Here is a 22,393-nt window from a genome sequence, read left to right as displayed (position 1 = left end):
AGCATGATACATACGCTGCCGTGAGCCGTCCCGCCTGTTTAGCAGCCCCAACGGGAAGTCCCTGACTGCTGAGAAGAACCGTTAATCGTACGGAAGCTGAGCTTCCCTGTAACTTTTTGACCCCTCCTCCAGTCCCTGTAAGGCTTAGCGCCGCAGGTGATCAGCACCGCATGTTTCTGCACACAGCAATTGAATTTTCTATAGTTTGATGCGGGGAGAGGATGACAGTGGCAGGCTTGTCCAAAACTAAAAACACACGCAGATTGATTATCGTATTTGCCGCTATCTCAGTGCTTCTGGTAGTAATCAGCACCGCTTCCCTGCTGTATCTGAATTCTACTATGAACAGGCTTTCAGACTCCCTGTACAACGATGTGTACCAGAACTCGGAGCTGATCCTTAACGCTGACCGCGACCTGTACCAGGGTGCCGTCGCCCTGCATGCAGCAATGAGCACAGACATTTCAGGCGAGCAGCGCGGCCTTTTGGCCCAGAGCTTTGAAGAGAACAACTCGCAGATCAAGCAGCGCCTGACCATGGCCAGCTATAATATTAACAACCTGGATAACCCATACAGCGGTATGAAGCAGAGTGAACTGCTGCTGAGTGACCTGAGGAATAAGCTGGCCACCTTTGAAGGCTCGTTCGAGTCCTGGAAGGAAGCGGGACGCGAGCTGATCTCCCGGAGGGTCCAAAGCGGCTGGGAGCAGAGCAGCTACTCCCCCTCCCTTATTAATACCCGGCTGATGGAGACGCGCAGCAGCCTGGATGAGGCAGAGAACCTGATCGACAATTATGCCAAACAGATAACCCTCGAATTCCGTGAGAAAAAGAGTGCAGTCTTTGGTGTATACTCCCTGTTCCTGTTCCTGCTGATTCTGGTCATTATCTATCTCTGCCGCAGGCTGATCTCGCTGCAGAATGAGATGATGGAGGAAAAGTCGCTGCATCAGCTCATTGGTGAAACGATGTCGGACTTCATTATTTTGACCGATCCGAACGGCCTGATCCTGTATGCCTCTCCCTCACACGCCAGCGTGCTGGGTTATGTTCCGGAGAAGGGCTCCCCGCTCACCAACTATATCCGTGAAGCGGAAATATCCTGGGCGAAGCTAAAAAGCGCTGTACAGGGCACCACCCGGATCTCCGAGCTGCGCATGCGCTCTGCGGAAGGACACTGGGTATGGCTCGAGACGAAAGTCTCACCAATCAGCAGCAGGCAGGACCTTCCGGTACAGTTCATGCTGGTCTCCCGGGAAATTACGCAGCGCAAGCAGTATGAGGAGCGGCTGCACAAGCTGGCCTTCTATGATCATCTGACTGCAATTCCAAACCGGGCCCATTTCAAAATGTATATGGAGAATCTGATCACCCAGCCGGAGGAGCGCAGACAGGAGATTGCATTGGCGCTGCTTGACTGCGACCGGTTTAAGCAGCTGAACGATACCCTCGGCCATCTGGCCGGTGATGAGTTCCTGCAGCTGCTGTCCCGTGAGCTTCAGCAGACCGTCAAGGGAACCGGGCAGGCCTTCCGTATCGGCGGCGATGAATTTGCCGTCGTGCTGCACCGGTTCACCAATCCCGAAATGCTGGATGAAATACTCCAGCGGCTGCTGCAATTGTTCAACAAGACCTGGTCCGTGAACAACGGGTCCAGCTTCCACACTTCAGCCAGCATCGGGGTAGCCCTGTATCCGCAGCACGGAAACAGCATCAATGAGCTGCTCCGCGCAGCTGATCTGGCGATGTACCGGTCCAAGAATCACGGCGGCAACAAAGCCAGCCTGTACAATGAGCTGATGGATGAGGAGCTTTCAGACCGCTCTACCAAATAGCATATACAATGTAAATAACCGCTCCTAAAACGTATAAACATTTTTTTACTATCACAAAAGGCGCTCCAAGCCGAAAACGGCTGGAGCGCCTTTTGTGATTAACTGTCAGCTCATTTCCGGGAGTCTCTCAGCTGGACCGCTGCAGCGGGTCTTCGGCATGGCCGGACCCGTTCCGCTTGCGTTCCTGCACCAGCACTTTAATCAGCTGTTCACCTGAGGAGCAGTCGATGAACCGGTCGCCGTCAGTTGCTTTCTCCTCCCAGTCATTCAGTCTCAGAATGTAGCCGACGGATTGCGTACCCGGCTCAACCTCAATCCTGGCTATAGCCTGCCCGTTCTCCATATACCGGAAATCGCTTTGCCCGTCCTGAATACCTGTGCCCCAGACCCACAGGTTCCAGCCGCGGTAATCGCCGTCCGGACGGTCATAATGAACCTCGATCATTTTTGAACGCGGGGCAGGGTCACCATAGCTGTCATACAGCACCATCATAGACAGGCCTTCGACCTCCACTTCACTCTCACCGGCAATCCGGAAGGCTTCCGTTCCGGCATAGCTGTGATCGACCACAATGTTCCAGCCGCCGGCATGATGCGGAAGGCTCTGTGTGACCTTTTCCGTATTGGCATTGAAGACAACAATGATATTACTCCAGACATCACCGCCAGCATGATCCTTAAGCATATAAGCCACTACACCGCCGTCACAGCGGAGGAATTCCAGGGAACGCTCAATTTCCTGACGCCCGTGCAGACGGAAGGCGGGATGCTTGCGGCGCAGCTCAATCAGGCCTTTATAAAACTGGAAGACCGGCATAAAGCTCTGCTTCTGGCCCCAGCGCAGCGCATTGATAGCATCCGGGCTCCGGTAGCTGTTATGATCCCCGTATTTACTGCGCAGCAGCTCATCGCCGGCATGAATAAACGGTATGCCCTGCGAGGTCAGAATCAGGCCGTTCGCCAGCAGCGAGCGGCGTACCGTCTCATTGCCCAGAATATTGTCCGGAGAAACCGCGAAATGCGGGTCCGCCGCCTGGACCGCCGCTTCCAGATCTCCGTCCGGCTTCAGCCTGCCGTTCTCCAGCTCAGGCAGATTAGCCGCCTGCCGCAGCCCCTGTGAGGCAAGGATTTTATCCCACAGATTAAGGTTATCATGTGCCGTTACATAGTTGACTGTCTCAACCGGTGAATCGGTAAAATCATGGATGGCCCCCTTGATGCCTGCAGCCACCGCCCCTTCCTTACCGTATTCGCCTGTGACGAACCCTCTTCCCCAGCCGTCACTGTCTCCCTTGATTGCAGAGCGGAAGTTATCATTAAATACGGCATACCCTTTGCCGCGCTGAACGCCCTTCAGGGTCTTTGAAGCCAGCGGTGAATCTCCCCCTGTCCACGGCTCTCCGTAAATCAGCAGCTCCGGATTGATATTGAGCCGCAGCTCCTCGGTAATCTCCCGGATCGTCACGCTGTCCATCAGTCCCATCAGATCGAAGCGGAAGCCGTCAATATGATATTCGGAAGCCCAGTAAGCGAGGGAATCCTTGATAAACTTGCGGACCATCGGCCGCTCTGTAGCCAGCTCATTGCCGACCCCCGAACCGTTAGATAACCGTCCGAGAGAGTCCCTGCGGTAGAAATAATCCGGCACCAGCGGCTCAAAAGGCCCCTTTTCAAAAGCGTACGTGTGGTTATAGACCACATCCATAATTACCGCTATCCCTTTGCTGTGCAGCGCCTGCACCATTTCCTTGAACTCGCGGATGCGCGTGCCCGGATCTCCCGGATTGGTGCTGTACGAGCCCTCCGGCACGTTGTAATGCTGGGGGTCATAGCCCCAGTTGTATTCCGTGTAATAGTCCGGCCGCGGCCCGGTCCCGGCACCGTTCAGCTCATCTACCGTCTGGTAATCAAACACCGGCAGCAGATGGACATGTGTGATGCCCAGCTCAGCCAGATGGTCAATGCCCAGCGCATTTCCGGCGGCATCCTTCAGACCGGTTTCGGTAAAAGCCTTGAATTTGCCCTTATACTCCATGCCTGAGCTCTCATGAGCCGAGAAATCGCGCACATGCAGCTCATAGATGACAGCATCGGCCGGATGCAGCAGCTGCAGCGGCTTATCCTCCTGCCAGCCTGCCGGATCGGTATCCCGCAGATCAACAACAGCCGACCGCACTCCGTTCGCCGAAACAGCGGTTGCATATGGATCGGCAGCTTCATTTATCGTTCCGTTGTCAAAAATCGTGCGGTACATATAGAATTTGCCCTTCAAATCCCCTGCTGCCTCTACCTGCCAGACGCCGCCTTCCCCGCGCTGCATCGGTACAATCCGCCCGCTGTCTCTGCCAAAAACCAGCGGAGACCCCGCTTCACTTCCTCCGGTCTCATATAGGACCAGCGATACGGTAAAAGCTGTCGGCGCCCATACCTTAAACAGGCTGCACGCTGCGGTATAGGTCAGGCCAAGATCATTGCCTGCATAGGTTTCGAGTACGGTCTCTGCATTCATATAGTTACTATTCATTCATTCTCACCATCCTACTGCTCACCATGGATTACACCAGTGAACGGATCAACTTGCTTCTTTTCAGCTATTAACACAACATTCAGGAATCATACTTGCACTGATTTGCAAGCGGGGTGTAGCGGAAGCCCTTACTCTGAGTTCAAGCTAATAACTTGGCTCAAAATAGTATATGTAACACTATGTTCACAGGTTTGGGTCCAGCAGCCTATTCTGCATCCTACATTACATATATCGACAATTTAAGTCATTCATTTAAGCTAAAAAATAAGAGAGCAGCCGCTTTACCGGAAGTATAGAGCGTAATCTGGCAGAACGCCACTGTCAAATGATGTAACCGCATGAGCCAGGGCAAAGCAGAAAAGCCCCGAACCCGGCAAAGCGGGATCTCGGAGCATTCTTATTACCTGTATAAGCAGCCTTTCTACCGTCTGCGCAGCAGTCTGCCGAATAAGCCGGCAACCGGGAGCAGGAGCAGAGCAGCTGCCAGCAGGGACGCCCGGATGGAAAACCGGCTGCCTATATATCCGACAGCCGGACCGCCGGCTGTCTGTCCAAGGGCATCAGCCTGACTGATCATGGAGAGCACCGTCGCCCGGGTGCTGCTTCCAAGATGCATATTGAGCCAGGTCTTATGGACCGGCCCGCTTACAGCATCCGCAACTGCCAGCAGCAGCACTGCGGCCAGGGCCGTATAGAAGCCGGGAGCCAGTGCAAGCAGAAGGACCGCTCCTATTCTGACCATTGTCAGCACCATCAGGACTGCGGTGAGCAGCTTCTCCTTTTGCATATCTATTCTGCGTTCAGCTATATGTACGGCTGGTATTGCCAGCAGCGTTGAAAGGGCGCTGATGATGCCGAACCATACCGCCATTGGTACAAAGCCGTCAGGAAAACCGATTCCTTCTATTAAATGAATCTGCCACAGCCGGTCATAGCCCTCAGAAGCTGCACCGCCGAACAGGCTGACCACAACAAGCATAAGCAGCAGCGGGCTCCCGGCAATAATGCTGGCCCCGCTGTGCCAGGTACGCGCCCACGCCTTAAGCGGTGAGCCGGCTGCCCGTTCCTGCCGCACAAATCCTGTCTCCTTCATCAGGAAGACCAGGCCGGCTCCCAGCAGGAGATACACCGCGCCACCGGCAAGGTAAGGCAGATTTGGAGCTGCAAGCGACAAGCCCACGCTTGTTCCGGCACCGAGCAGAGATGCGGCGAGGGAAGCTTTTTCCGCCTTCATGAAGATTGACCCGGCCTTCTCCTTCCCCAGCTCATCCATAATCCAGGCAGTATCAGCACCGCTGACAAAGGTCCAGCCGAGACCGAACAGCAGCTGGGCAGCCATAACCCATACCACTGCCGGTACAGCCGGTCCCTGTCCTGTAAACCAGATAATGCTCCCTTCCAGCAGAAAGCCGCAGCCCATGACCGTCATCCCTATAACGACCGACAGCCTGCGGCTGTACAGATCGGCAACAGCACCGGTAATTCCCTCAAAGACCAGCACAGTGATTTCCAGCACCGTTCCAATCAGCAGCAGCTCAAACGGCCGGAGTTCAAGCACAGTCACATAGTAAATACTGTAGGTGGTGAATATGGTGCTGCCCGCAAAAGCCGTCATGAACATCATTAAAAGATAGACCCCAGAAGCCTGTAATTTTCGCACACTATATCCGCCTTTTTTAGAATGTGCTTTAAGTATAAAAAAGGCGGCCGGCTTCTGCTGCTCCGGGCTTGCGCAAAAACAAAATACCGGCTCTCCGCTCCAAAGAGCAAGCGGGAGAGCCGGCAGCTGGTTGATCTGCCTCTATAACAGCAAGGTAGTCCCGTGTCCGGCTTAATTTAACAGCTCAACGCAGTCATAAACCCATCCGGCGCTCAGCCATGGGCCCAGATCGCTGGATCCGCTGATCGGTGTTATGGACAATGTGTTGGTGCCAGATACCAGATAGGAGGACGGTATGCTCCAGGAGAAGGTGGTATTGTTGCCTCTGTAAGTACCGATGGTGAAGCTTCGCGAATCCGGCTGCGATGACGCGGCAGGATTGCTTAAGGCATTTCCATTTATAGTTACACTGGGGCGTCCCTTATTGTAGGCTGCTGTAATGCCGATGTTGAGGATATGAGCAGATGCAGCCTGCGCGGAATTCAAGCTGAAGGTGATTTTAGTCGGCGAATTCTGCGCCCGGAACTGCACTGCCGGGAAATTATTTGTGGCGCTGCCTACCGCATACGTAACGGGTCCCCAGCTCGGATTGCGGCTGTCGGAAGGATGGCGGATCGGAATCGTCTGCCCGTTCAGCAGCTCCCAGGGAGTACCATCCCAGTTCCCTATCCGCCAAATGGCGGAGGCGGCGGAGGGATCACCCGTAATAGTCCTAGTATTCAGTGTTGTCGTTGCGCCTGCATTTACCGTCACATTCTCCGTATACACATCCAGCTCACCCTTGTATACCGTCATGGTGTAGGTTCCGGGAATCAGACCGGATTTGACAGCGGAGCCGGTAGAGGTTGTCGAGGTCCAGTATTGTGCAGTACTATTCGCAAAGCCGATCGTGTAGACACTGCCGGAGTCCATGCCGGACAGCCCGTTCAGCACCACATTGCCGCGGCTCGGCACCCAGCCCTGTAAATTGAGCCCGGACATCCAGCTGAAATCCGGCACGCCCGGCGTTCCTCCGGTCGTAAAGATAAGCGCATACGGACCATGAAGACCCATCCGCCAGCTTTCAGTCTGGGCATGTCCGGAGTTCATATAATTATAGACCTCCGTGTCACCGCCGCTTTGGAACTGGATATCGCGGAAGAAGGGACCGCCGGAGCTTTTCTCGCGGTTGCCGTAAGCCATAAATACACCGACGCCGCTGCCCGTAACCCCGCGGACTGTCAAGTTTTTTGCCTGATCATTGCCGTAATATTTCGAAGTGGTATGACCGTTGGAGTAACCGTACACATCCGAGCTCTCAATCGCCCCTGTGGAGCCCCGGTTGCTCGAATTGGCCGGAACACCGGTCAGTACATTGCCGTTCCCCCGGAAAATATACCGCAATTCCCCCACAGACGGCTCAGCGGTTACATAGGTCGCCATATAGATTGTATTGTCACCGCCGCGGGAGGAATAATAGTGCGTTAGCGTGTCGGTGGACACTGTTATAAGCAGCGTCGATCCCGACGGCGATGTGCTCCAGGTGACATTGGCTGCAGAGCCGAGGCCGGAGGCAATATGCGAGCCTTTGCCGCCCGAACTGCTCAGCTCTGTACCATTCAGCTTGCAGGAAGTAATATCGCCGTTGTCCTTATTGACTGTATAGACGAGCCCCGCCCCTGTGTTCACCACAAGCGAAGCACCGTTATCCGTTACGTAAATTGACGCCGCATACCCCTTGGGTGCAGGAATAAGAACCGCGGCGGCAAATAAGGCAACTGCCATAACAATACCGATTACTTTGCGGACTAAGCGTACTTTCACAGATAAGCCCTCCCAATAGTATGAATGCGCTTTCACTAAGCTCAACAAATAAATATCATTTAGTATTCCTTAAAATAAATATCCGGCTTGCTGGTAATGAAATTCAGTTCAGGGGCAGCGTTTCAGTGAGGTGGGCATATGAGGAATCCAAAGGAAATATTAATAATTTATCTTTACTAGCCTCCCTTCTAACGTTTTTAGTTCATTTTTGAAGGCAAGCATTTCCACTTGTAAGGTACCATATAATTACACTTTTAGGCAACATTATTCAGATATTAAATTTATAGTTATCTAAAAAAGTTCACACTTTCTCCTCTTTATCCCTACTTCTATAATAAAAAAACCGGCCCCTTCTCAGGAGACCGGCATAAAGTAGTTGGAAAAGTGAACTTGCCAAAACGGAACTTGCTTAAGCTTAAAAAGAATTACTTCACGCTGCTCTGCACAAGTGCAGCTACTTCCTCAGCAGTACCGAGCTGCAGCGCTTTAGCCGCCATTTCCTTCATTTCAGCAGCAGACAGCTTGGAAATCTGGCTGCGTGCCGGCAGGATAGAAGTGGCGCTCATGCTGAATTCATCAAGGCCCAGGCCGAGCAGCAGCGGAATCGCGGTGGAGTCACCGGCCATTTCACCGCACATCCCTGTCCATTTGCCTTCAGCGTGTGCCGCGTCGATCACGATTTTGACCAGACGCAGAATTGCCGGATTGTACGGCTGATACAGGTAGGACACCTGCTCATTCATACGGTCGGCAGCCATTGTATATTGAATAAGGTCATTTGTTCCGATGCTGAAGAAATCAACTTCCTTTGCGAACTGGTCAGCCAGCACCGCAGTAGAAGGAATCTCCACCATAATACCGAGCTGGATGTTATCGGACACTTCCTTGCCTTCTTCACGCAGCTTCGCTTTTTCCTCAAGCAGGAGGTCGCGGGCAGCACGGAATTCACCAAGGGTAGCGATCATCGGGAACATGATCCGCAGATCGCCGTGGGCGCTTGCTCTGAGCAGGGCACGCAGCTGTGTGCGGAAGATATCCTGACGGTCCAGACAGAGACGGATCGCCCGGAAGCCGAGGAACGGGTTCATTTCCTTAGGCAGATCCAGGTATGGAAGCTCCTTGTCGCCGCCGATATCAAGCGTCCGGACAACAACCGGCTTGCCTTTCATGTTCTCAAGCACGGTGCGGTATGCATTGTACTGTACTTCCTCAGAAGGCAGCTTGTCGCGGCCCATATAAAGGAATTCAGTACGGTACAGGCCTACGCCTTCGCCGCCGTTCTCAATAACGCCTGCCACATCGTTCGGCGTACCAATGTTGGCAGCCAGCTCGACATGCTTGCCGTCAGCAGATACGGTCGCTTCATCACGGAGCTTTTTCCACTCGGCGATTTGCAGATCGTACGCTTCCTGCTTTGTTTTGTACTCTGCCACTTCAGCTTCGCTAGGGTTGATCAGTACATCGCCGCTCAAACCGTCAATGATCACCAGATCGCCTGCTTTAACCAGGGACAGCACGTTTTTGGTGCCGACAACCGCCGGAATTTCCAGGGAACGGGCCATAATGGCCGAGTGCGAGGTACGTCCGCCGATATTTGTGGTAAAGCCTTTAACGAAGTTCCGGTTCAGCTGTGCAGTATCCGAAGGTGTCAGATCCTGTGCAATTACGATAACCTCTTCACTGATCTCAGCAGGGCTGATGTAGTGGATGCCCAGCAGGTGGTTCAGCACGCGCTTTGTTACATCGCGCATATCGGCAGCCCGTTCCTGCAGGTAGGCGCTCTTCATGTTCTCGAACATCGATACAAATTGGGACGCAACTTCATTTAGAGCATAGTCTGCATTAACCGCTTCTTCACGGATTTTATCCATTACCGGGCTGATAAGCTCAGGATCTTCTAGAATCAGCAGGTGGGATTCAAAAATCTCAGCTTTTTTCTCGCCCAGCTCAGCAAGCGTACGCTCCTTGATGGCCTGCAGCTCGCCTTTGGATTTATCCAGCGCGTCCTGCAATTTAGCCAGCTCAGCTTCCACATCGCTTACAGCAGTCTTGGTAATAGTATAATCCGGATGTTCCAGGATAAATGCACGGGCTACGGCAATACCTGCTGAAGCCGCGATTCCTGAAATTTTACTCATTAATTTCTCCCAGCCCTTCTTTGATCATTACATCCTGCAGTGCGCTCAGCGCTTCCGCTTCTTCGCCGCCTTCAGTGATCAGGGTCAGCGTGTCGCCTGCTTCAAGACCCAGGGACAATACGCCAAGGATGGACTTCAAGGTTACTTTTTTGCCTTTTGCTTCTGCAAAAGCTTCCGTACCCTTAAATTTTGTAGCTGTATTTACCAGTGCAGTTGCTGGACGTGCGTGAATTCCGTCTTCGTCAACAATTTTGAAAGTTTTTTGCATAATAATCCAACTCGCTTTCTGTTATTTGGTATGGTTGTATGTTGCTTATATATATGTGAGGGCAGCGCCTCCACTAGATTATAATGGATGCGCTGCGCCATTGCACATTTTACTGGATGGTGATGATGTCCTTGTCGCCAATGGCAACCTTGCCCGGCTTCTTCAGGGTTACTGTTGAGCCTTCAGGCAGGTTGGAGAAAATGACCGGTGAAATAACGGAAGGCGCATTAGCCTTGACGTACTCCAGATCCACTTCCATAATCGGCTGTCCGGCTGCTACCAGATCGCCTTCCTCAACAAGCACTGTAAAGCCCTGGCCCTTCAGCTTCACTGTATTTACCCCGATGTGCACAAGCACTTCCTTGCCGCCGTCAGACATGATGCCGATGGCATGCTTGCTCGGGAATACATTGAACACTTTACCGTAGACCGGTGAAGCAATCTTTCCGTCAGCAGACAGGAAGGCGAAGCCGTCGCCGGTCATCTTCTGCGAGAAGACGGCATCAGGCACCTGCGTGATATCAAGCAGCTCACCGTTGACCGGGGATACAATATCCTCGGCCACTATTGCCGTTCCTTCTTCTCCCGCCTGCTTCTCAAGCTCAGGCTGCGGAGCAGCCGGGGCAGCAACAGGGGTTCTGCCGTTCATGACATCCTGAATCTGCGATTTGATGGTGTCGGAACGTGTTCCGAAAATTGCCTGTACGTTGTTTCCGACCTCAAGCACCCCGGAGGCGCCAAGCTTCTTCAGGCGGTTCTTATCCACGCCTGCTTTATCTTTAACCTCAACCCGCAGACGCGTAATGCAGGCATCCAGGTGAGTGATGTTCTCTCTTCCGCCAAGCGCCGCCAGAATGTTACGCGGAAGATCGTCGCCGCTTGTGGAAACAGCTTCTGCACCTGTACCCTCCGCATCGTCGTCTGATGCATCCTCGCGGCCCGGAGTTTTCAGGTTAAACTTGCGGATTACAAACCGGAATCCGAAGTAATAGATTACTGCAATTGCAAGACCTACCGGAATGACCAGCCACCACGCTGTACGGTTAGGAATGATACCGAACAGAACGTAGTCGATAAAGCCGCCGGAGAAGGTCATCCCGATCTTAACATCCAGGATGTGCATAGTCATGAAGGACAGGCCGGCGAATACCGCGTGCACTGCGAACAGCAACGGGGCAACGAACAGGAAGGAGAACTCCAGCGGCTCGGTAATCCCTGTAAGGAAAGAGGTGAGCGCTGCGGAAATCATAAGGCTTCCGACAATCTTTCTGTTCTCTGGTCTGGCTTCATGATAAATCGCAAGTGCTGCTGCAGGCAATCCAAACATCATAAACGGATATTTACCGGTTGTAAATGTTCCGGCTGTAAATTCCACACCGTCACGCAGCTGCTGCATAAAGATCCGCTGATCCCCGCGGACCAGATCTCCAGCCTTGTCAATGTAGCTTCCGAATTCGTACCAGAACGGCGAGTAGAAAATATGGTGCAGGCCGAATGGTATCAGCGAGCGCTCAATCGTCCCGAAGATAAAGGCCGACAGCGTCAGATTCGTATTGATCATACTCTGTGATACATAGTTCAGTCCGTGCTGGATCGGCGGCCAGATGACCGTCAGTGCAAGACCGAGAATCAGCGAAGTGACAGCCGTCATAATCGGCACAAACCGCTTACCTGCAAAGAAGCCCAGGTATGACGGCAGCTCTATGCGGAAGAACCGCTGGTACATGGATGCCGCCAGTATCCCGACTAGTATACCGCCGAACACACCGGTCTGCAGGGTTGGAATCCCCAGTACGCTTGCATAGGCGAAGTCCTGCTTGCTGAGCACCCAATCGTTAATGCCAAGCACGGTTCCCATCGTCACATTCATGACCAGGAAGCCGATAATGGCTGCAAGTCCGGCTACCCCTTCACCGCCGGCCAGCCCGATGGCTACTCCGACCGCAAAGAGCAAGGCCAGGTTATTAAATACAATTTGTCCCGAATTCATCAATACATTGGCAATGGCTTGAACCACATCATTTTCAAGCGCAGGAACATATTGCAGGAAGTCAGGATTGACCAGCATGTTGCCGATTCCGAGCAGCAGACCTGCCGCAGGCAGAATCGCTACCGGAAGCATAAGCGCTTTACCTACCCGTTGTAAAACACCGAACAACTTTTTAAACATCAGGGGGCCACTTCCTTAATATAATTTTCCCCAAACAAAACGCCAAAAAAGGCATGAGCAATACAGCATACTGGTTGTCAATCCAACACTAAAGTTAGATTACCCCGAGCTAGGGGATTACAACCAAAAATACTGTAAATCACTCATGCCTGATCGTATCAGTTACACGTTGGTATTCTGTTGGTCTTTCATAACAGGGATCATTGTAGCACCGATAATCCAAGAAAGCAAGCCTCATTTTGGAGTGCCGGAATTTTATGCGTCATCAGACAATGATTCTGCCGGATTAGCGTTCCTGCTCCATGTCCGCCTCATCCTCTTTTTTCTGGGCAAGCCTTTGCAGATGAATAGTCAGATAGCTCACCTCGGCCGGATATACCGGAATGCGGACCCGCTGCTCAATAATCTTGGTCAGCTTCCAGGACAGCGAATACATCTCCGGATATTCCCGTTTCATGAGATCATCCAGCGAGGAGGTCTCCCGTACCGTTTCCCCGCGCCGCAGCCGCTCCAGAACGAACCGCAGATGTGTCACAAGCCGCGAATAATCCAGGGAATCCCGGGGAATCCGGTAATCCAGATTATCCTCAACAATCGCCACCAGATCCCCGATCAGCAGGGAATGCTCCCTGACCTCAGAGATGTGCCTGTTGCTGAGCGCACTGACAATATGCAGGGCTACGAAACCGATCTCATCGGGCGGCAGCGTCACAGCCATCGTCTCATTGATCCGTCTGACCGCATACTCAGCGAGCCTGTATTCCTCGGGATAGATCTCTTTTGTCTCATAGAGAAAAGGGTTATGAATAGCGATATTCTGGTCGCTCCGCCGGATGGCGAAGGAAATATGGTCGGTTAAAGCAATATGGATATGCTCGTTCAACGGCTGGTTGCTGCTCTGCATAATATGCAGAACAATTTCCTGGACAACCTCAATCAGCTTCTCATCCACCTGCGGGACGAGCTGCTTATATTGCTCCTGCTCCTCCTGGCTTCGGAGAATAAACATTTTCTCCACAGAGGACAGCGAAATTTGATCACGGCTTTTACGGTTATACCCGATCCCCTTGCCGATTACGACTACCTCGGCATATTGGGGATGCTGGGCAATAATGACATTATTATTAAGTACCTTGCCCACAGTTATGCTGCCCAATTCCGACACCTCTTTTAATCTGAATACCTGTTTCTTCAAAGCAGCCAGTTAATCATAGCAGCATGTGTTATTATACTTGAGCTACCATCATAACATCAACATGAGGTTATTAGAAGGGTGCCCGCAGCAGGGTTTATTTGACCCGGAAGGTTCTGTGGGAATAACGGTAGACCAGTATCAGGGCGATAAGCGTATAAGCTGCAGCTGCAAGAAGAACAAACAGGGCAAACTGCCCGGGAGCCCCCTTGAATTGCAGGGCGATCACCGCCACCCCCATAACAATGCTGTTAACTATAGTGAAAAACGGATTCCGCATATTCAGTTCGGTGCTGTACGGCTGAAAAATATAATACATGAATATATGGTGCACCGAGAAAAACAGGGACAATCCCAGCACGGCTCCGCTGAAAATAAGCGCATCGGCCGCACTCCAGCTCTCACCGGACAGGAAAATCAGCAGATTCACCGCCAGACAGATTGCCGCAGCCGGAATCAGATTAAGACCGCTGAGGCGAAGCAGACGGACACGGAAATTGCTGAGAATCGCCGACCTTTCGCGGTAGAATCCGTAACGCAGCAGACTGAGGTCACAGTTGAAGAACATAGCCTTGCAGACCAGCTCCCCGATGGATGTAAAATTCATAACAATGACAAATACCGGCAGGCCAACCATCAGGTACTGCACCAGCTGCGCAAACAGCTCAGGCGCCGTAAGCTGCAGCAGCAGTCCCGCAGCGGACAATCCGCCGATAATTGCAAGCCGCCGCTGAATGGGCTGAACCAGCAGCCGCCTGTGCCGGCTGAAGAAAATAGCGTTCAGGTAGGCATAGCCGCTCTTCCCGGCAAACCGCTCGGGCCGAAGCTGCTCTGCGGAGATGTCCTGCTCCTTGGTCTCCACCTGCTTTTGGTTGGCTTCCTTCATCATCCGGCTCATGTCAAGCAGCGGGTCATCGATTTTGGTTACGGCATCAACTGCATTGCGGTACCGCGGATACCTGGCTATATAAATAACCGCAATTACACCCGGCAGCAGCACAGCCAGAACCGCGGGCAGACTCATCAGTACAGCGTCCATGTCCAGCAGGGCGCCGCCTGTATAAAGCGGCAGGAATGCAAGCACATATCCGATTCCAATGACCGACCAGACCAGCGCATTTTGCTTGACTACCACGACTTCTTTACGGTCAAAAACAAGCAGATGCAGCGCTTCGGCGGCTGTACGCCAGAGTGTCAGCAGCAGCGCCAGCAGGATTCCGTGCCAGAGCGGAGCCTCGAATGCGGCGCCAAACACCAGCATGGCCGGCACAAAATAGATAAAGAAGCTCACTCCCCTGAGCGCGAGTGTGGCATGCATATACTTATCGGCCGGCATCCGCATCAGCTTGACGCAGATATATTTGTCGCGCTTCGGCTCCAGAATAACTGCATTTGATACTGCACTGACTATGAAGCTGAGCAGCACCAGAATGTGAAGGTAGATATCATATTGCTCCTTCAGGGAAAGATCACCTGCAGCTAATGATACAGGCAGATAAACGATAAGCCCAAGATAGGCAAACCGGGTTGCAAAAGCAAACAGAATTCTCAGTATAAGCGCAATGACCGTAAAGGTCTTTTTGAGTGCCCAGTTGGAATAGACACTGTCCTTCATGGTTTTGCCCAGCACAGGTATGCTCCGGAAATAATAGATCAGCCGGTTAGCCCCGGATACACCGCGGATTTCCATAATGGCCTTCAGTGTACTAAGCATGGTCTTTGCCGTCCTTCAGCAGCGCAATGACCTTCTCCTCAAATTCCGGGCTGTGCAGCAGGTCTGCAGGGATTTCCTGCAGCATTCCGTTGTTCAGGATAACGAGCTCATCGCACAGGTCGGCGGCAAGCTGCAGAATATGGGTGGAGAAAATAATGATATGATCCTGCTTCATCTCCCGCAGCAGCTTCTTGATCTCAAGCGCCACAACGACATCAAACGAGGTTAACGGCTCGTCCAGCAGAATAAGCGGCGGCCTGGTAATGATAAAGCAGAGCATCTGGATCTTGTTCTTCATGCCGTGGGAATAGCCCTTGATCAGCCGGTGGCGGTCCTCCTCCTCAAACGAAATGATATCAAAATAGTCCTCGATGGTCCGGCCAGGCTGGATTTTGTCCCGGTTGATATCCATATAGAATTTCACAAATTCATAGCCTGTCAGAAATTCCGGCAGAATCGGCAGGGAGAAAACATAACCGATCTCATGCCCGCCAAGCGGCAGACTGATCTCGTTGCGCCGCAGGAACGCTCCGCCGCTGTCCATCGGGGTCTCCCCGCTCAGGCAGTTGAACAGCGAGGTCTTACCGGCTCCGTTACGCCCCAGCAGGCCGTATATTTTGCCTTGCTCGAAGGTGAAATCAACGCCCTTCAGCACCTGTTTATCGTTGTAGCTTTTCCTGATGTTGTCCAGTATGAGCTCCATTCTCTTCTCCCCCAGTCAATATACTGTCAGAAGGTTCCCGGCCCGGGCAAAAAAAATCAGCACGTCTGCCTGGAATAGAAGACGTGCTAATTTGTGAGCGGTCAAGCCGGAAAATCTGTACAGTCTTTATAGCGGTTGCCTATACTTATTCCTGGTCCTTATGCTCTTTGCCTGCTGCCGGAATGTGCGGCACAGCCTGAACGGTGCTGACTGCAGATGCCGGTACAGACTTCTGGGTCAACCCCTTGATCAGCCCTTCGACATCAATGCCTGAGACGCTCTTCAGCATTTCTGGAGCGGTAGCCATCAGCTGGGTTACATAATTACTAACCCGTGCCGCGCCTTCGCCGTTGCCGGTATCCACAACCGTAAGCTTGTCGATAGCCGAGATCGGCTCTGCAATCTTGCCGGCCAGCTCTGGCAGCATCTTGACGATAATGTCGAGCACCGCCGCTTCTCCGAACTTCTGGAAGGCCTCAGCCAGCTTCTCCTTGGCCTCCGCTTCAGCAAGACCGCGTGCCCGGATAACTTCGGCTTCCGCTTTACCTTTGGCCAGCTCGGCATCGGCCATCGCCTGGCCCTCAAGCCGCTTCTGCTCCGAGGTCGCCTGCGCCTGCTTCTCAATACTGTACTGCAGGGCATCCGCCTCACGCATGCGTTTTGCCTTATCCGCCTCTGCCGCCTGCTCTACAGCATAACGGTCAGCTTCCGCCTTCTTCTTCACTTCTGCATCATACTGCTTTTCACGGACCTGAATCTCTTTGGCCTGGAGGTCGATTTCACGCTCCTTGCGGACGAGTTCAACCTTCATCTGCTCTTCAACCACAGTCTGCTTAGCACGGGCCTCCTGGATGTGATACGCCTGATCGGCTTCCGCCTTCGCTGTATCCTGGTCGCGCTTAAACGCGGCAACCTTCAGCTGATTGTCCTTGGACGCTTCGGCGATGTTCGTATCACGCAGCAGCTCGGCCTTCTGCCCCTGCTCCTCGGCGCTTGCTTTTTGAATCCGGGCATCCCGCACTGCTTCAGCTTCAGCAATCTCCGCATCCCGTTTAACTGCGGCAATCCGTGGTTTACCCAATGCTTCAAGGTACCCGTGCTTATCGCGTACATCCTTAATCGTGAAGGATACAATCTGCAGCCCCATCTTCTTCAAGTCCCGCGCCGCGACCCCCTGAACCTCCTGGGCAAAACGGTCACGGTTACGGTACACCTCTTCAACAGTCATCGAGCCGAGAATGGCCCGCAAATGGCCCTCCAGCACTTCCTGGGCTTCGCTCTTGAGCGCATCAATCGGCTTGCCCATGAACTGCTCGGCGGCCGTCGCCACATCCTCAGTCGAGCTGCCCACCTTGATAATTGCCACACCGTCTGCAATAACAGGAACCCCTTGCTCCGTGTACACTTCCGGTGTGGTTACATCGAGTTTATGGGAGAGCAGCGACATGAACTCGGCCTTCTGGAATACAGGAAGAATAAAGGCACCGCCGCCGCGGACGATTTTGATTTTACGGCCGGAGCCGTCATCGGAAATATGATTTTTGCCGAGGAACGACCCGGTAACGATCATGCCTTCATCAGGTCCGACAGTCTTGTACCGTGCCCAGAAGGCAATTGCCAGTACAAACAGCACAGCAACAACTACAATAGGAATCAACAAGAAATCATAATCAGCTAAATTAAACATTACACACCCGCTCCTTTTCTCTCTTCGAATTCAGTAACCATTGCTACGCCATCCTTCACATCGACCACAACCACCTTGCTGCCTGCCGGCAGCGGAAGCTGCTCGAAGCTGGCCGCCGTATGCAGGCTGTTGCCTGCACCGAACTTCACCATAACCTCGCCATAGCCCACCGCAGGAACAGGAACGGTAATTTCTCCGATTCTGCCGGGCAGATCCCGCATGGAGAAGCCGGTGGACACATCGCTTTTGTCCATAGGCTTAATCACTGCAAGGAACATAAGCACCGCCATAAAAGCCGCTATCAGCAGAGACAAGGCAAGAATTGCACCGTCTTCCAGCCCGCTGTAGCGTGTCAGCAGAACGCCTGCTCCTCCAAAAACAGTGATGCCTCCCGCCAGTACTGTAGGATTCAGAAAATCAAATGAAACAAGATCAAACACCCCGTCCAGGGCATTTCCGATCAGATCCCCGAACAGTACACTAACTGCCGCAAAAATTACGCCCAGCGCCAAACAGCCCAAGTATAGCGTTTGCATAATTTTCTCCTCCCGTCTTGTAATTACGGACTGTCATACTACTATAAACGCACAAACCATGTCCTTGGTTTCACAAAGCTGGGTTTTTATCTCATTAATGTCTCCAGCAAGCGTGCGTTCAATGCCGGACAGGTCTTTTTAAAACCGCACAGAAAAAGGGCACGCAGGCCATAATTATTCATAATGGCCTGCGTACCCTTTTCAACGTTTATTCAATTCCGCTCTGATTAGAGCGACATCTTGTAAATCTCTACAACATCCTCACGCTGCAGCTTGCGGAAGTTGCCGAACGGCCCGAAGCGGACCGCCTTGTCGGCCATGCTGCCGATTTCGCTGTCGTCGATGTCATAATCGGCAAGCGTCTTCGGAGCACCAATGGAATCCCAGAAGCTGCGCAACGCCTCAATGCCTTCAAGGCCGGCTTCCTCATCGGTTTTGCCGGCGGCGTCTACTCCGAATACATTCACGGCAAGCTGGCGGAAGCGGGCCGGACTTACGCTGAGGTTATATTTCATCCACTGCGGGAACAGAATCGCCAGACCGCCGCCATGCGGGATGTCATAAACTGCGGATACAGCATGCTCGATATTGTGCGTAGCCCAGTCACCCGCGAAGCCCATGCTGACCATGCCGTTCAGCGCCATCGTACCGCAGTACATGATCGTCTCCCGCAGCTCATAATTCTCCAGATCCTCGATCAGCTTAGGCGCCGCTTCGATGACTGTGCGCAGCAGCGCTTCACAGAAGCCGTCCTGCAGCGGCGTGTTGGTGTCAGTGTGGAAGTAATGCTCAAGGGTATGGGACATGATGTCCACCATCCCGTATACCGTCTGGTCGCGCGGCAGGGAGAAGGTGTTCACCGGATCAAGAATGGAGAATACCGGGTAAGCGTGAACACTGCCCCAGCCCATTTTTTCCTTGGTAACTTCGTTGGTGATTACCGAGCCGTTGTTCATCTCTGAGCCTGTTGCCGCCATAGTCAGCACTGTACCGAGCGGAAGGGCACCCTGCGGAGCCGCCTTGCGCTCTACGAAATCCCACATATCCCCGTCGTACTTTGCCCCTACAGCTACAGCTTTGGCACAGTCCAGCACACTTCCTCCGCCGACAGCCAGAATAAGCTCAATATTATGCTCACGGCACAGCTCCACGCCTTTATGTACCGTCGACAAGCGCGGATTAGGCTCTACCCCGGCCAGCTCGGTAACAACAGCTCCGGCTGCACTCAGCTCAGCGAGTACATTATCATAAAGACCGCTGCGCTTGATGCTGCCGCCCCCGTACATCAGCAGGACATTCTTGCCGTACTTTGGCACTTCCGTTTGCAGAGCCTGCAGCGTGCCCTGTCCAAAAATCAGTTTGGTCGGATTATAAAATTCAAACTTGCGCATATGTCTTAACCTCCATTAATTCAAAAATACGATGCGGATTATATTATAGACCTCCGGCGGGCCGCTTACAAATCGTCACTGGAAGCATTTCCCTTACCGTAAGAAAAAAAGAAATGTCCCGCGCCATTGAGGCGGGGACATTCCGGTAAGCTTGTATTTATTGTGCGCCAAAGCTCTGGACGAACCGGCGGAAGGCCGCCTGGCCTTCCGGCGTCCGTTTGTACACTCCGGCATGCTCCAGAATATGTGTGAACTTGATGCCCACCTCGTTCTGGACGGTCTTAACCGCCTCTTCACGGGTAAGCCCTGTGCCGAAGCGTTCCGTCAGCTCATCAATCCAGAAGGCGTGCAGCGCCAGTGCGTGCCCTTCCTCTGTCTTGACCGCCTCAAGCAATGCTTTATCTCCGGCCAGGATACCGGCTACCGCATCAAGCTCTTCCTTCAGGCGTCCCGGAAGAATGGCCAGACCCATAACCTCAATCAGGCCGATGTTCTCCTTCTTGATGTGATGCATCTCACGGTGCGGATGGAAGATCCCTTCCGGATACTCCTCACTGGTCCGGTTGTTGCGCAGCACCAGATCCATTTCGAAGCCGCCGTTCTCGGAACGGCGCACGATTGGCGTAACGGTGTTATGCGGTGTCTGCACGCCTTCAACGTCGCTGAATGCCAGGACATCAGCTTCAGGATCGCTGTAGCCCTTCCAGGCCTCGTACAGCGCATTTCCGCATTCCAGCAGCACGGCCGGGTCATTCCCGCTGAGGCGCAGCACGGACATCGGCCACTTCACGATGCTCAGGCTAACGCCTGGATAAGCAGGATGATTGTAGCTGTCCTCCTTAGGCGCTTTCTGGATCGGGAACGTATGGCGCCCGCCCTGGAAATGGTCGTGGGTCAGAATGGACCCGCCGACAATCGGCAGATCGGCATTAGAGCCGATGAAATAATGCGGGAACGATTCAACAAAAGAGAGCAGCCGCTTCAGCGTATCCTTCGTCAGCTTCATCGGCACATGATCGTGATGGAACACAATGCAGTGCTCGTTATAGTACACGTAAGGCGAGTACTGGAAGAACCACTTCTCTTTGTTCAGCTCAAGCGGAATAATGCGCAGGTTCTGGCGCGGCGGGTGGTTGACCCGGCCGGCATAGCCGACATTCTCACGGCAGAGCTGGCATTTCGGATAGACCGGCGGCGGCAGCAGCCGGGCCATCGCGATTTCCTTCGGACTTTTCTCCGGCTTGGACAGGTTGATCGTCATTTCAATATCGCCGTACGGCGAATCCTGCAGCCAGTAAACATTCTTGGCGACACGGTCCATCCGGATGTAGTTGGAATCAATGCTGAGCTTATAAAAGCGGTCTGTTGCAGCTGCAATCCCCTGCTTCTCTACAATACTGTTGAATTCGGCATTGACCTCTGACGGACGTGCCATCAGCAGGCCCATGATCTTGGCATCCAGCAGGTCACGGTAAGTATCGGTGTTCTCAGGGATGAGGCCGATAGTGAAGCCGTAATCAATCAATACATCAAGCGGAGACTGCGGGCTTTCAAGCGGAGCTTCGCTGAACTCCGCCGCATAGGGCTCACTGAAGCCAAATTGGTCCAGCAGTTCATTTCGGCTGTAATCCACATCCGCCGGCTGGATCAGCTGCTGATGCTGGGCAAACAGGACCAGCTGTTCGATGGCATACAGCGCCTGCTCTGCAGCGGGAGCGGCAGTAGTATCATTAGACATATTAACTCTCCATTCTCCTGGTTCCGGCAAAAGCCCGGTCTGTATTATTCTCCGTAGCCCTGCGGATTGGCCGAATGCCAGTTCCAGGCGCTCTGGATGATTTCTTCAATATCTGCCTTCTGCGGATTCCAGCCCAGCACCGAGCGCGCTTTGGCTGAGGAAGCTACCAGAACTGCCGGGTCACCGGCGCGGCGTTCCTGGACAACCACCGGAATATCCCGGCCGGTTACCTTGCGGGCCGATTCAATAACCTGCTTCACCGAGAAGCCCAGTCCGTTTCCGAGGTTGAACACATTGCTGGCACTGCCGCTGCGCAGGTAGGTTACTGCACGGATGTGGGCATCGGCCAGATCGCTGACATGGATATAGTCGCGTACGCAAGTTCCGTCCTCAGTCGGGTAGTCATCTCCGAAGACTGCGATGCTCTCGCGCTGTCCAAGCGCGGTCTGCAGCACCAGCGGAACGAGATGGCTCTCGGGACGGTGGTCTTCACCGATTTTACCGCTGGCATGTGCGCCTGCAGCATTGAAGTAGCGGAGGGCTACATACTTGATGCCCAGCACTTTGTCAAACCAGGCCATCATGCGCTCCATGGTCAGCTTCGTTTCACCGTAGACATTCGCCGGCTCAGTGCGGTCGCTTTCCTCAATCGGCACCTTCTCAGGTTCGCCGTAGGTGGCAGCTGTTGAGGAGAAGACGATTTTGTCCACACCTGCATGCTGCATGGCTTCCAGCAGGCACTGTGTACCATACACGTTATTGTCGTAGTATTTCACAGGGTCCTTCATGCTCTCGCCGACGAGGGAGCTGGCAGCAAAGTGGATAACCGCTTCAATCTTGTTCTCGGAGAAAAGCTTTGCCAGCAGCTCTTTGTCACGCAGATCGCCTTCATACAGCTTGCCGCCCAGCAGCGCCTCGCGGTGCCCTGTCAGCAGATTGTCAATGACTACAACTTCCTCGCCGCGTTCCAGCAGCTCTGCTACCGTGTGGGACCCGATATAACCTGCTCCGCCTGTTACCAGGATTGCCAT

At 53.3% G+C, this 22,393-nt stretch carries 15 protein-coding genes; 1 reads left to right on the top strand and 14 read right to left on the bottom strand.

Translation table 11 applies throughout. From position 1 onward, the window contains the following. Positions 1-236: 236 nt before the first annotated feature. Positions 237-1,835 carry a sensor domain-containing diguanylate cyclase gene (locus tag R70723_RS08835; protein ID WP_179088039.1) on the top strand — a complete coding sequence of 533 codons (1,599 nt, stop codon included), beginning with the start codon at positions 237-239 and terminating at the stop codon, positions 1,833-1,835. Between the two features lie 127 nt (positions 1,836-1,962). Here R70723_RS08835 and pulA read toward each other — a convergent pair whose 3' ends face one another. The 14 genes from pulA to galE all read right to left on the bottom strand — a co-directional run bounded on the left by pulA (position 1,963) and on the right by galE (position 22,393). Next, positions 1,963-4,359, bottom strand: a complete 2,397-nt coding sequence (gene pulA / locus R70723_RS08830; protein WP_039871445.1) for a type I pullulanase — start codon at positions 4,357-4,359, stop codon at positions 1,963-1,965. 424 nt (positions 4,360-4,783) lie between these two features. After that, positions 4,784-6,022 (bottom strand): MFS transporter, encoded by a 1,239-nt coding sequence (locus R70723_RS08825; protein ID WP_231574850.1) that lies wholly within the window; start codon positions 6,020-6,022, stop codon positions 4,784-4,786. Positions 6,023-6,193: 171 nt separating this feature from the next. After that, complete coding sequence (locus tag R70723_RS08820) at positions 6,194-7,825, bottom strand: rhamnogalacturonan lyase B N-terminal domain-containing protein (protein WP_039871442.1); 1,632 nt, start codon at positions 7,823-7,825, stop codon at positions 6,194-6,196. Positions 7,826-8,250: 425 nt separating this feature from the next. After that, entirely contained in the window at positions 8,251-9,963 is a 1,713-nt protein-coding gene (gene ptsP / locus R70723_RS08815) for a phosphoenolpyruvate--protein phosphotransferase (RefSeq protein WP_039871441.1), read from the bottom strand. Then, the gene (locus tag R70723_RS08810) at positions 9,956-10,231 is read right to left on the bottom strand and encodes an HPr family phosphocarrier protein (protein ID WP_039871440.1); all 276 of its coding nucleotides are present in this window, start codon (positions 10,229-10,231) and stop codon (positions 9,956-9,958) included. The genes ptsP and R70723_RS08810 overlap by 8 nt, the downstream gene beginning before the upstream one ends. Positions 10,232-10,340: 109 nt before the next feature. Next, complete coding sequence (ptsG, locus tag R70723_RS08805) at positions 10,341-12,401, bottom strand: glucose-specific PTS transporter subunit IIBC (protein WP_039871439.1); 2,061 nt, start codon at positions 12,399-12,401, stop codon at positions 10,341-10,343. 286 nt (positions 12,402-12,687) lie between these two features. After that, positions 12,688-13,557, bottom strand: a complete 870-nt coding sequence (gene glcT / locus R70723_RS08800) for a glucose PTS transporter transcription antiterminator GlcT (RefSeq protein ID WP_039871438.1) — start codon at positions 13,555-13,557, stop codon at positions 12,688-12,690. Between the two features lie 133 nt (positions 13,558-13,690). Beyond that, entirely contained in the window at positions 13,691-15,307 is a 1,617-nt protein-coding gene (locus tag R70723_RS08795) for a hypothetical protein (protein WP_039871436.1), read from the bottom strand. After that, positions 15,300-16,010 carry an ABC transporter ATP-binding protein gene (locus R70723_RS08790; RefSeq protein ID WP_039871433.1) on the bottom strand — a complete coding sequence of 237 codons (711 nt, stop codon included), beginning with the start codon at positions 16,008-16,010 and terminating at the stop codon, positions 15,300-15,302. Before R70723_RS08790 ends, R70723_RS08795 begins: the two co-directional genes overlap by 8 nt. A gap of 145 nt (positions 16,011-16,155) precedes the next feature. Next, entirely contained in the window at positions 16,156-17,697 is a 1,542-nt protein-coding gene (locus tag R70723_RS08785) for a flotillin lipid rafts scaffold protein FloT (RefSeq protein WP_039871431.1), read from the bottom strand. Beyond that, entirely contained in the window at positions 17,697-18,233 is a 537-nt protein-coding gene (locus R70723_RS08780) for an NfeD family membrane protein (RefSeq protein ID WP_039871428.1), read from the bottom strand. The genes R70723_RS08785 and R70723_RS08780 overlap by 1 nt, the downstream gene beginning before the upstream one ends. A 227-nt stretch (positions 18,234-18,460) precedes the next feature. Beyond that, on the bottom strand, positions 18,461-19,624 hold the full coding sequence (locus tag R70723_RS08775) for an iron-containing alcohol dehydrogenase (protein ID WP_039871426.1): 1,164 nt from the start codon (positions 19,622-19,624) through the stop codon (positions 18,461-18,463). 157 nt (positions 19,625-19,781) lie between these two features. Then, positions 19,782-21,362 (bottom strand): UDP-glucose--hexose-1-phosphate uridylyltransferase, encoded by a 1,581-nt coding sequence (locus R70723_RS08770; RefSeq protein WP_047171075.1) that lies wholly within the window; start codon positions 21,360-21,362, stop codon positions 19,782-19,784. Between the two features lie 44 nt (positions 21,363-21,406). Continuing rightward, a complete protein-coding gene (galE, locus tag R70723_RS08765; RefSeq protein ID WP_039871421.1) occupies positions 21,407-22,393 on the bottom strand; it encodes a UDP-glucose 4-epimerase GalE in 987 nt (328 codons plus the stop codon).

The organism is Paenibacillus sp. FSL R7-0273 (assembly GCF_000758625.1).
Classification (GTDB): Bacteria; Bacillota; Bacilli; order Paenibacillales; family Paenibacillaceae; genus Paenibacillus_AQ.
The sequence above is the reverse complement of the archived record's forward strand: the minus strand, read 5'-3'. Positions and strand labels throughout refer to the sequence as shown.

Excerpts from the sequence above, each read along its gene's own strand:
- R70723_RS08770 (WP_047171075.1), bottom strand. The coding sequence starts at position 21,362 with ATGTCTAATGATACTACTGCCGCTCCCGCTGCAGAGCAGGCGCTGTAT.
- R70723_RS08775 (WP_039871426.1), bottom strand. The coding sequence starts at position 19,624 with ATGCGCAAGTTTGAATTTTATAATCCGACCAAACTGATTTTTGGACAG.
- ptsP (WP_039871441.1), bottom strand. The coding sequence starts at position 9,963 with ATGAGTAAAATTTCAGGAATCGCGGCTTCAGCAGGTATTGCCGTAGCC.
- R70723_RS08780 (WP_039871428.1), bottom strand. The coding sequence starts at position 18,233 with ATGCAAACGCTATACTTGGGCTGTTTGGCGCTGGGCGTAATTTTTGCG.
- R70723_RS08785 (WP_039871431.1), bottom strand. The coding sequence starts at position 17,697 with ATGTTTAATTTAGCTGATTATGATTTCTTGTTGATTCCTATTGTAGTT.
- R70723_RS08790 (WP_039871433.1), bottom strand. The coding sequence starts at position 16,010 with ATGGAGCTCATACTGGACAACATCAGGAAAAGCTACAACGATAAACAG.
- galE (WP_039871421.1), bottom strand. The coding sequence starts at position 22,393 with ATGGCAATCCTGGTAACAGGCGGAGCAGGTTATATCGGGTCCCACACG.
- R70723_RS08795 (WP_039871436.1), bottom strand. The coding sequence starts at position 15,307 with ATGCTTAGTACACTGAAGGCCATTATGGAAATCCGCGGTGTATCCGGG.
- ptsG (WP_039871439.1), bottom strand. The coding sequence starts at position 12,401 with ATGTTTAAAAAGTTGTTCGGTGTTTTACAACGGGTAGGTAAAGCGCTT.
- R70723_RS08810 (WP_039871440.1), bottom strand. The coding sequence starts at position 10,231 with ATGCAAAAAACTTTCAAAATTGTTGACGAAGACGGAATTCACGCACGT.
- pulA (WP_039871445.1), bottom strand. The coding sequence starts at position 4,359 with ATGAATAGTAACTATATGAATGCAGAGACCGTACTCGAAACCTATGCA.